Raw genomic sequence first — 9,260 nt, 5'->3', positions numbered from 1 at the left:
TTACGCCAACTAACAAATAAATACAGTTTAACTTTAATTTTTTCCCCGGACAGCAGTGCGTGAAAACGGGCATCCATCTACCTTTGCCGACAACTTAACAGACGATTTTTGCATAGATTCTTTTCATTCCAATTAATGTGCCGACAAGCTCTCATACCAATCTCCGACAATAAATGCACTAAAAGATATTGTCGCCAATTCTACGGCGTTTTGGCACTGCATCTTGCTTAGCTCCTGACGTCATGTGGTTCCAACTCTTAACGTGATTATTTTCGATTTAGTATTATTTGAGTTGTCCTAAATTGCGATTATGTATTCATCCAACATGCTATAGATCAAAAAATCTGAGAAGGTCCTGTGGCAAAAGAGATTGGCGCTCTTCAGCTCTCATATCCCGTATAATCTGTCCGTGGTACATCATCAAAGTCCTTTCACCATACTCCAAAGCTTGATGCATGCTATGTGTGATCATAAGCACAGTCAGATTGTACTTCTTGATAATATGAGCAGTCATGCTAAGGATGACACTCGCCATTTTAGGATCAAGTGCTGCTGTATGCTCGTCTAGTAGTAATAGCTTTGATTCCTGTAGCGTTGACATCACTAAACTAAGAGCTTGACGTTGACCACCAGATAGCAGTGATACCTTATCCCTTAACCTGGACTCTAATCCAGTGTTAAAGTCCCCTAGCATCTGCTCTATCTCTCTCCGTAAGCTATGCCCAACTGCTAAAGATAAGCCCCTTCTTTTGCCACGTTTGGATGCTATCGCAAGATTTTCTTCCACTGTAAGCTCAGTAAATGTACCAATCATAGGATCTTGAAACACTCTGGCAATTAGCCCAGAACGAAGATGGATCGGTAGCCTTGTCACATCCTTGTTATCGATCAATACCTTTCCAGTGGTTGCAAGGACTTCACCAGCTATTAGATTCATCAATGTCGATTTACCAGCGCCGTTACCACCAATAATTGTAACGAATTCACCCCCTTGAATCGTCAAGTTGAGGTCTGACAATACATGGTGCTCCAACTGCGTCCCCTGATTGTAAACGACATTAATGTTACTTAATTCAATCATGTCTTTGTTCCGTCCTTAGCCTGAGACAACGCCATAGTCATTGCCACTAATACAACAGTGATAATATTAATGTCTGATGGCTGTAATCCAGTCACATGGGTATTGAGTGCTAAAGACGTCGCTATTCTATACAATATCGACCCAACTGTGCAGGCTATCAACCCTAAGAAAACGCTTTTAACCTGTAGAATCGACTCTCCTATGATGATGGAAGCAAGTCCTATAATGATTGTACCACTCCCCATCACTATATCAGCAAAGCCTTGCGACTGAACAAATAAGGCCCCCGCAAGCGCTACTATAGCATTACTAAGCGCAAGCGCTGCTATCTTCATAGCGTCTGCGTTAATACCGTACGCTCTGCTTATTTTTTGATTAATGCCAACACCCCTAATGGCTAGTCCGAAATGTGAATCAAATAGCCTCTTTAAAAGCAAGAGTATTACGACATGCAGAAGTAGTAGCAGCATAATGGTGTAGCCCTGGCTTAGCACTGTAGACGTCCCAATAATTGATATATTAGGCTTTTGCATGATACGGAGGTTCACAGAATACAAGCCAGTCATTGTCAAAATGCCTGCTAGTATTGCCAAAATACGCCATCTAACGTTCAGATAACCAGTCGCTACACCCGCACATGCTCCACATGTCACTGCTACGAGAGTGGCGAAGTATGGACTATATCCAGACACAACAAGAGATGCCGCTGTACCTCCTCCCAATGTAAAACTTCCATCAACTGTTAAGTCAGGAAAGTCTATAATGCGAAAAGTAATGTATACCCCTATTGCTACTAACGCATATATAAGACCAAGTTCTACAGAACTAAAAAGCTGTAGGCTATTCATTATAAGCTTTTCTTAACGCCTCCATATCCATTCCCAAAGCTTTTGCAGTGCTTTCATTGATCTTATACTCCTTGAAATTTGTCAGCTGTATCTTCTGCTGTACTGGCTGTCCTAGCAGTATATCGGACAGCATTTGACCAAGTTGCTCTCCACTTTTAAAGTAGTCGCAACCAACAGCAAAAAGAAGACCGCTGTCTACCAAGCTTGGATCATTACCAACGATAGGAACGCCATGTGTCAATGCAGTTTGTGCAATAGTTTGTATGCCAGAAACCACCATGTTATCAAGTGGCACAAAAATCACATCCACTTTACCCATCAGCCGTTCCACAGCCAACTTGATATTACTGGTTGAATGAACAGCAGACAGAGAAACATCAAATTGCTCAGATTCAGCAGATTTTTGAAACATTTTGACAATTTTAACCGATCCTATTTCACCAGGATTGAAAATAACCCCAATCCTCTTCTTCTCAGGCATAGCTTTTTTGATCACTTGAAGTAAGTCCTCTATAGGTGGAGCATCTGAAACTCCCACTATGTTTCGTTCATCTTCTAGTCCCGCATCTTTTGGATCTGTGATCGCTACGAATGCTAATATCATCTTCTCAGCTTTAGTACGTGCTTTTAAGCTTGCTTGAGCAGATGGTGTGGCGACCCCTATAATCACATCCGGATCGTTTGATACCTGCTGCTGCGCTATCTGTACCGCAGATACTATGCTACCCTGAGCATTCTGCACTTGAATGGATACCCCGTGTCCCAATCTTTCTTTTATGGCCACTTGTATACCTCTGGTAGCCTCATCCAAAGCCGGATGACTTACAAACTGGTTGATAGCTATTTTCCTGCCTGTCTCTCTTGTGGCAACCATATGCAACAAAATGACAAATGATACAATCCCAAGTATTACAAAAAGTTTTCTCATGTGTATTATTCCATTATTGTTAAATAGCGATCAACCGTCTGTGTAATATGCTGTTTTCTAAGACAAACGGCGCATGTTAAAAAAGCGGTAATCATAAGTTACATTATAGACAAGTTTCCACGGCTTACAAGCCATAAAAACTCTGTAAATAAGACTGATACCGAATTTTTGAAATTCTTTTCATTCCAATTAATTTGGGGACATGCTCTTATTGTGGACACTTGCTACAACAGTTATGATCATATAATCTTGGTTTCGTCATTTCTGCAACTTGAGACAAGAAACATGAAATCGTGTATAAAAGATTTGCATTTCAAATGATACGAAAGTATATTGTGATAACGGATCGGGGCATAGCGCAGCCTGGTAGCGCATCTGGTTTGGGACCAGAGGGTCGGGAGTTCGAATCTCTCTGCCCCGACCATCCCTTCAAATATTTTCGTTTTCACAGATTGCAATCCTTCCATTTCTTTGGTAAAAGGAAGTTGGATGGATGGCCGAGCGGTTTAAGGCACCGGTCTTGAAAACCGACGCACGTGCGAGCGTGCCGTGGGTTCGAATCCCACTCCATCCGCGCTCCACCTTGTACAACTTCTCCTCCAACACATCCAAAACAGCTTGTCTATTAGCGAATCTGTGGTAACTTAAAGCAAAGTGAATTAATTGACTCGTAAACGCTGTGATAAACATCATAGGGAAAGGCGTATCGGTTCCTGTTGACCATGTTCAAACCACAATCAATCAATTGCAACCTGCAGCTACGAAGACTCTAGATCTTTCTTTCACGGGACTGCTTCTACAAGCTGACATCGTTGTCCAGCTCGTATCGCTTTTGTTAGTGCTAGGTTCGATCTGGAGCTGGGCCATCGTTATCAATAAAATGCTGTTATTAAAAAGAATAGAACGTAAAATGCAGCAATTTGATGATGAATTTTGGTCTGGTGTGTCTCTGGAAAAATTTTTTCAAAAGGTACGTGGTAAAGACGACAACCCTTTGGCAATCGTTTTTTGTGCTGGTATGAAAGAGCTGGAGCTACATGACAAATACCTTAATTTTTCGCAGCCCTCTGTCATCTCTGGTATGAAAGAAAGGGTATTGCAAGGTATGCAAGTGAGTGCAGCTAAAGTTATCGAGGAAATAGAGCAAAATGTCACCTTCTTAGCGATCGCTTCTTCAAGTGCCCCATTTATTGGGTTATTTGGAACCGTGTGGGGTATTATGATCAGCTTTCAATCCATAGCATTGTCTAAAAACACCACACTAGCTGTTGTAGCACCTGGTATTGCTGAAGCCTTACTAGCAACTGCGCTGGGATTGGTAGTGGCGATTCCAGCTATGATTTTTTACAACAAACTAACAACAGATATAAATAAAATTGGGATGAGGATTGAGCACTTTATAGTTAATTTTGTTTCTATCATATCTAGACAAGTGGATGCACATCAAATCCAAACTGCTAAGAATTGAAATCAGTCTCACGTAATGTCTGCATTATGACACAGGTATTTTTTTACAAGAAACGTAGATTAATGGTCAAGAGTGACATCAATATCACTCCTTTTGTTGACGTAATGCTTGTATTACTAGTGATCTTTATGGTGACTTCTCCTATGCTTGTTACTGGAATACCTGTTGATTTGCCCAAGACAGAATCTGCTCCAGTTGTTCAAGAGGATGAACACATAGTTATCACAATTGACAAACTTGGCAAAGTTTATCTTCAAAACACCAAAATTGAACCAAACATGATACCGGCAAAACTACGTGCAGTACTGGGGGAAAAACAAAGTACAAAAATAGTAGTGAATGGTGATATGAATGTAGATTATGGCAAAGTTGTAGAGGTATTTGGAGCAATTAAAAGCGGTGGTTTCATTAATGTTGCATTGCTTACACAATCTCCAGATCAAAACATTGATTAAATGCGTAAATCATATTTTAGCTTATTTATCTCTTTCATAGCACATTGTTTGATCGTGGGATTATTTTTCCTGCAGGATTCATTTTGGAAGCTCCATCGAAAAGATCATGGCATGCTAGCTGTTGAGATCGTAGATATAGGGAGCTTTTCAAACCTTAGAAAAAAGCGGATTGCAAATGAACAACAAAGTAAACGTAGTATAAAGGAAGAGAAAAAGGAGGACAAAAAAGAGGGGAGAAAAGGGGAAAAAAAGGAAGGCAAAAAGGCTGACAAAGTACAACAACCTAAGTTTCAAGAAGTAGAAAAAAATAAGCAGGTACACAAAATAAGCGAAGTAAGTGAATTAACCAAAAAGGTTAATAACAAGAAAGAGCGAACCAAGTTGGAGGAGCTTAAACAAACTAAAAAGATGGATAAAAAACAGCTTGATGATCTCTTTGAAAAGATGATAGTGAACAGTATTTTGAAGTCATCTTCAAAGCAGGAAGATGAGAAAAGAAAAGATAAACAGAAGGAAAATAAACATAACGAAAAAGTAGATGGTGAGACTCATTTGGATAGCGAGTACAAAAGTGACATACCTTTATCGATCAGCGAACAAGATGCAATTCGGTCACAAATTCAAAAGAACTGGAACACTACGGCATTTAGCGGCGCTGTACTGAGTGGCATGACGGTAACATTAGTTGTAGAGATCGACATGCAAGGTAATGTCACAAGTATCACTTCACAAGATTCAAAGAGTAGCACTAATCATAACGATGGATACAGGGCATTTGTTGAAAGTGCAATCAGAGCAATCAAGCTATCGTCACCACTACAATTACCACCAGAGAAGTTACTTAAGCTTTCTAGTGGGTTTGCTTTTACATTTGATTCAAGTGGAATGGTATACTAACAGCAAATCCCATTTTTAAGAGGACGTCAGATTAAGTGTGTAATACCAAATTTCAGATTAGATCAGGCAAATGGATTTGAGGATGAGGCTGCGTAAGCGTATTGAAATACGTGCGCAGAGCCGAGTTTCACAAAATCCGTTTTGAATCATTTAAAAATGAGATTTGGTATAACACCTTGAATGGTCCATCTACGTCAAAAGTTTGAGGATTGGACTCAGTGCAAAGCAAATTCATTGCTATTGTGAAGACTGAGTGGCAGTGATTATGAATACGAAAAAAGTAGCGCTAAAAAAGTAAGCGCACAAAGAGAACAAAGAAGGAAAAAGGGAATAAAATAAAAAGGCAGCAGTACGAAAAGTTTTTTGACTGAAGCTTTCGACAAAAAGCCAAAAGCTTAAATAGTCTTAAAAGGAGGTAATCCAGCCGCAGGTTCCCCTACGGCTACCTTGTTACGACTTAACCCCAGTCATCGATATCACCGTGATAGGCTGCCTCCTTGCGGTTAGCACACCTACTTAAAGTAAAATCAACTCCCATGGCTTGACGGGCAGTGTGTACAAGACCCGAGAACGTATTCACCACAGCATGCTGATCTGCGATTACTAGCGATTCCAACTTCATGTACCCGAGTTGCAGAGTACAATCCGAACTGAGGCAGTTTTTATAGATTTGCTCCAGGTCACCCTATTGCTCCTAATTGTAACTACCATTGTAACACGTGTGTAGCCCAGGCCGTAAGGGCCATGCTGACTTGACATCATCCCCACCTTCCTCCGGCTCATCACCGGCAGTTTCCCTAAAGTGCCCGACATTACTCGCTGGTAACTAGGGATGAGGGTTGCGCTCGTTGCGGGACTTAACCCAACATCTCACGACACGAGCTGACGACAGCCATGCAACACCTGTGGTAGTCCAGCCAAACTGACTGGCTAATTTCTTAACCATACGACTACCATGTCAAGGCCTGGTAAGGTTCTTCGCGTAGCATCGAATTAAACCACATGTTCCACCGCTTGTGCGAGTCCCCGTCAATTCCTTTAAGTTTTAATCTTGCGACCGTACTCCTCAGGCGGAGTGCTTAACGCGTTAGCTGCGGCACTGAGATCAAGTCCCAACACCTAGCACTCATCGTTTACTGCGTGGACTACCAGGGTATCTAATCCTGTTTGCTCCCCACGCTTTCGTGCAACAGCGTCAGTTACTAGCCAGATAGCCGCCTTCGCTTCCGGTGTTCCTCCTAATATCTATGAATTTTACCTCTACATTAAGAATTCCGCTATCCCCTCTAGTACTCTAGTGAAGCAGTTTTAAAAGCAATTCTGAGGTTGAGCCTCAGGCTTTCACTTCTAACTTACTAAACCGCCTGCGCACGCTTTACGCCCAATAATTCCGAGTAACGCTAGCCCCCTTCGTATTACCGCGGCTGCTGGCACGAAGTTAGCCGGGGCTTTTTCTGTAGGTACCGTCATTATCTTCCCTACTAAAAGAGCTTTACAACCCTAAGGCCTTCATCACTCACGCGGCGTTGCTGGATCAGGCTTTCGCCCATTGTCCAATATTCCCCACTGCTGCCTCCCGTAGGAGTCTGGACCGTATCTCAGTTCCAGTGTGGCTGATCGTCCTCTCAGACCAGCTAAAGATCATAGTCTTGGTAGGCCATTACCCCACCAACAAACTAATCTTGCATGGGCTCATCTTGTAGCGATAAATCTTTCACGTCTCCGCAATATAAGGTATTAGCTGCCATTTCTAACAGTTATTCCTTACTACAAGGCAGATTCCCATGTGTTACTCACCCGTTTGCCACTAATAACAACCGTATTACTACGATTGTTACCCGTTCGACTTGCATGTGTTAAGCACGCCGCCAGCGTTCACTCTGAGCCAGGATCAAACTCTCAAGTTGTATCCTGATTATAACTCAAATTACTGACAAGCAATACATTTAAATTATATCATATAATATGTACTGCTACCTTTAAATTTCATCCTTCAATTTCAAAGATCTATTGATACTAAGGATTAGCATCAAAATAAGCATGTATCACTGTATACATCTTTAGAGCAACCTAGTCAACACAAAATAAATAACTTTTTACAAATATTCAATTTGCCACATGATGTTATGAGAACATGAGGGTGATTTAAACTTGATATTTGGATTAAAACATATTAAGTTCTGGCAGTGGCCTATAATTTTGGAGAGATGGCCGAGAGGCTTAAGGCGACGGTTTGCTAAACCGTTATACGGTTCGAAAGTCTGTATCGGGGGTTCGAATCCCCCTCTCTCCGCCAGCTTTTTTGAAGAGAACTTTTCTCTCGTCTTTTCGTGCTAGAGTCAAGGCACCTCAAAACCCAAATATTTGCGGGCTTTCCAGCGTTTTATTGTAGCCTAAGACCATTACCTCACTTTCTCCAATTTACCATTTTACCCCTAAAATCTCCATTTTTACCCTCTCCATCTCTGATACATGCGAACACTTCGGTCGAAGGTACGCATGCCCTCAAACCCTCTATTTGCCTGGATTTTAGAGATCTGAGATTTTTGACCCTTCATTCTTTAGAGAACGAAAAGCGGAGTAGTGATTGATATTCGAAACGGAGAAAGTATTATTTCAATTGCTTGACGTATAGCTTGTTTATATAATAGAAAAAATTATTTAAGGCACCTAACATGCAATATGCAATATGCAACTTTATATGTGATGGATCCATCATTAATTGGAAGCAAAGTTTGAGATAAATTGCCGCAAACTTTGTCATACTCATCTAAAAGTAGTGATGATAGAGCAATCGGCATGGTTATAAAGCTAGATGTAGCAGAAATTGATATGAATTTTATGAAGCATGAAAAATTAGAAGAGCATTTGACAGGATTCAAGGGATTTGCTTATAACCATGTTAGTCAAGGAATAGATTTATCTACGTTTTATCTAGAATTCACCATATACAAATCGCGATTGGGTGCGTTATTAATCCAGGATTTGATGACAAAGGTAAAGTGCTAGATTTTTTTATCCAACTCAATAAAGCATTTAATGCTCTACTATTTTATGATAACACAGTGTTTGATTACGATATGGAAATATTGGCAAAACTGTGAGTCCCCATATGTATAATAATTTACAATTTGATAGTTTTAAGCTAAGAAGTTATACCAAGTTTCAGATTAAATCAGGCGAATGGATTTGAGGATGAGGCTGCGTAAGCGTATTGAAATACGTGCGCAGAGCCGAGTTTCACAAAATCCGTTTTGAATCATTTAAAAATGAGATTTGGTATAAGACCCAAGCCTTTAAACCTACCTTTTTTTAAAGCCGTTTCTAGTGACTCCGATATCAGAGTATGATACCTGACTGTTCATCTGAAGTCTACAACATGTGTAGAACGCAGTATGACTTTAACAATAGCGAAATTGGAGAAAGCTTTGTTGTGGTGGTGTCCCCGACAGGGTTCGAACCTGTGGCCTTCGGATTAGGAATCCAACGCTCTATCCAGCCTGAGCTACGGGAACATCTGGAGCAAGTGAACTTGACACATCTACGGGAGATGGATGGTGCACCGTTTGGATTGGTGCAGCCA

The 9,260-nt window shown here is 41.0% G+C and carries 7 protein-coding genes, 4 tRNA genes and 1 rRNA gene; 7 read left to right on the top strand and 5 right to left on the bottom strand.

Annotated elements, in window-relative coordinates:
- Positions 1–328 precede the first annotated feature (328 nt).
- The 3 genes from EDM53_RS02330 to EDM53_RS02320 are packed head-to-tail and all read right to left on the bottom strand — an operon-like array spanning position 329 to position 2,857.
- Positions 329–1,081, bottom strand: a complete 753-nt coding sequence (locus EDM53_RS02330; protein WP_130122035.1) for an ABC transporter ATP-binding protein — start codon at positions 1,079–1,081, stop codon at positions 329–331.
- On the bottom strand, positions 1,078–1,929 hold the full coding sequence (locus tag EDM53_RS02325; RefSeq protein ID WP_130122033.1) for an ABC transporter permease: 852 nt from the start codon (positions 1,927–1,929) through the stop codon (positions 1,078–1,080). The genes EDM53_RS02330 and EDM53_RS02325 overlap by 4 nt, the downstream gene beginning before the upstream one ends.
- Positions 1,922–2,857, bottom strand: a complete 936-nt coding sequence (locus tag EDM53_RS02320) for an ABC transporter substrate-binding protein (RefSeq protein WP_130122031.1) — start codon at positions 2,855–2,857, stop codon at positions 1,922–1,924. Before EDM53_RS02320 ends, EDM53_RS02325 begins: the two co-directional genes overlap by 8 nt.
- 347 nt (positions 2,858–3,204) lie before the next feature.
- On the opposite strand from EDM53_RS02320, the gene EDM53_RS02315 reads away from it, so the two are divergent.
- The 5 genes from EDM53_RS02315 to EDM53_RS02295 all read left to right on the top strand — a co-directional run bounded on the left by EDM53_RS02315 (position 3,205) and on the right by EDM53_RS02295 (position 5,677).
- Positions 3,205–3,281 (top strand) — tRNA-Pro (locus EDM53_RS02315).
- A 63-nt stretch (positions 3,282–3,344) separates the two neighbouring features.
- A tRNA-Ser gene (locus tag EDM53_RS02310) sits at positions 3,345–3,431 on the top strand.
- A 105-nt stretch (positions 3,432–3,536) separates the two neighbouring features.
- On the top strand, positions 3,537–4,325 hold the full coding sequence (tolQ, locus tag EDM53_RS02305; RefSeq protein WP_242507835.1) for a protein TolQ: 789 nt from the start codon (positions 3,537–3,539) through the stop codon (positions 4,323–4,325).
- A gap of 26 nt (positions 4,326–4,351) precedes the next feature.
- Positions 4,352–4,780: an ExbD/TolR family protein gene (locus EDM53_RS02300; RefSeq protein ID WP_130122029.1), complete on the top strand. Its 429-nt coding sequence runs from the start codon at positions 4,352–4,354 to the stop codon at positions 4,778–4,780.
- A gap of 111 nt (positions 4,781–4,891) precedes the next feature.
- A complete protein-coding gene (locus tag EDM53_RS02295) occupies positions 4,892–5,677 on the top strand; it encodes a TonB C-terminal domain-containing protein (RefSeq protein WP_130122027.1) in 786 nt (261 codons plus the stop codon).
- Between the two features lie 408 nt (positions 5,678–6,085).
- On the opposite strand, the gene EDM53_RS02290 is transcribed toward EDM53_RS02295, so the two are convergent.
- Positions 6,086–7,584: ribosomal RNA gene (locus EDM53_RS02290) — 16S ribosomal RNA — on the bottom strand.
- Between the two features lie 294 nt (positions 7,585–7,878).
- On the opposite strand from EDM53_RS02290, the gene EDM53_RS02285 reads away from it, so the two are divergent.
- Positions 7,879–7,973, top strand: a tRNA-Ser gene (locus tag EDM53_RS02285).
- Positions 7,974–8,476: 503 nt separating this feature from the next.
- Positions 8,477–8,686, top strand: coding sequence for a hypothetical protein (locus tag EDM53_RS02280; RefSeq protein WP_130122025.1), 210 nt, complete (start codon positions 8,477–8,479; stop codon positions 8,684–8,686).
- Between the two features lie 428 nt (positions 8,687–9,114).
- On the opposite strand, the gene EDM53_RS02275 is transcribed toward EDM53_RS02280, so the two are convergent.
- A tRNA-Arg gene (locus EDM53_RS02275) sits at positions 9,115–9,192 on the bottom strand.
- Positions 9,193–9,260 lie beyond the last annotated feature (68 nt).

Source organism: Rickettsiales endosymbiont of Peranema trichophorum, from assembly GCF_004210275.1.
GTDB lineage: Bacteria > Pseudomonadota > Alphaproteobacteria > Rickettsiales > Midichloriaceae > RICK02.
The sequence above is the reverse complement of the archived record's forward strand: the minus strand, read 5'-3'. Positions and strand labels throughout refer to the sequence as shown.

What these genes read in the sequence shown, in the direction of transcription:
- EDM53_RS02330 (WP_130122035.1), bottom strand. Translation starts at nt 1,081, where the DNA reads ATGATTGAATTAAGTAACATTAATGTCGTTTACAATCAGGGGACGCAG.
- EDM53_RS02325 (WP_130122033.1), bottom strand. Translation starts at nt 1,929, where the DNA reads ATGAATAGCCTACAGCTTTTTAGTTCTGTAGAACTTGGTCTTATATAT.
- EDM53_RS02320 (WP_130122031.1), bottom strand. Translation starts at nt 2,857, where the DNA reads ATGAGAAAACTTTTTGTAATACTTGGGATTGTATCATTTGTCATTTTG.
- EDM53_RS02300 (WP_130122029.1), top strand. Translation starts at nt 4,352, where the DNA reads ATGACACAGGTATTTTTTTACAAGAAACGTAGATTAATGGTCAAGAGT.
- EDM53_RS02295 (WP_130122027.1), top strand. Translation starts at nt 4,892, where the DNA reads ATGCTAGCTGTTGAGATCGTAGATATAGGGAGCTTTTCAAACCTTAGA.
- EDM53_RS02280 (WP_130122025.1), top strand. Translation starts at nt 8,477, where the DNA reads ATGGTTATAAAGCTAGATGTAGCAGAAATTGATATGAATTTTATGAAG.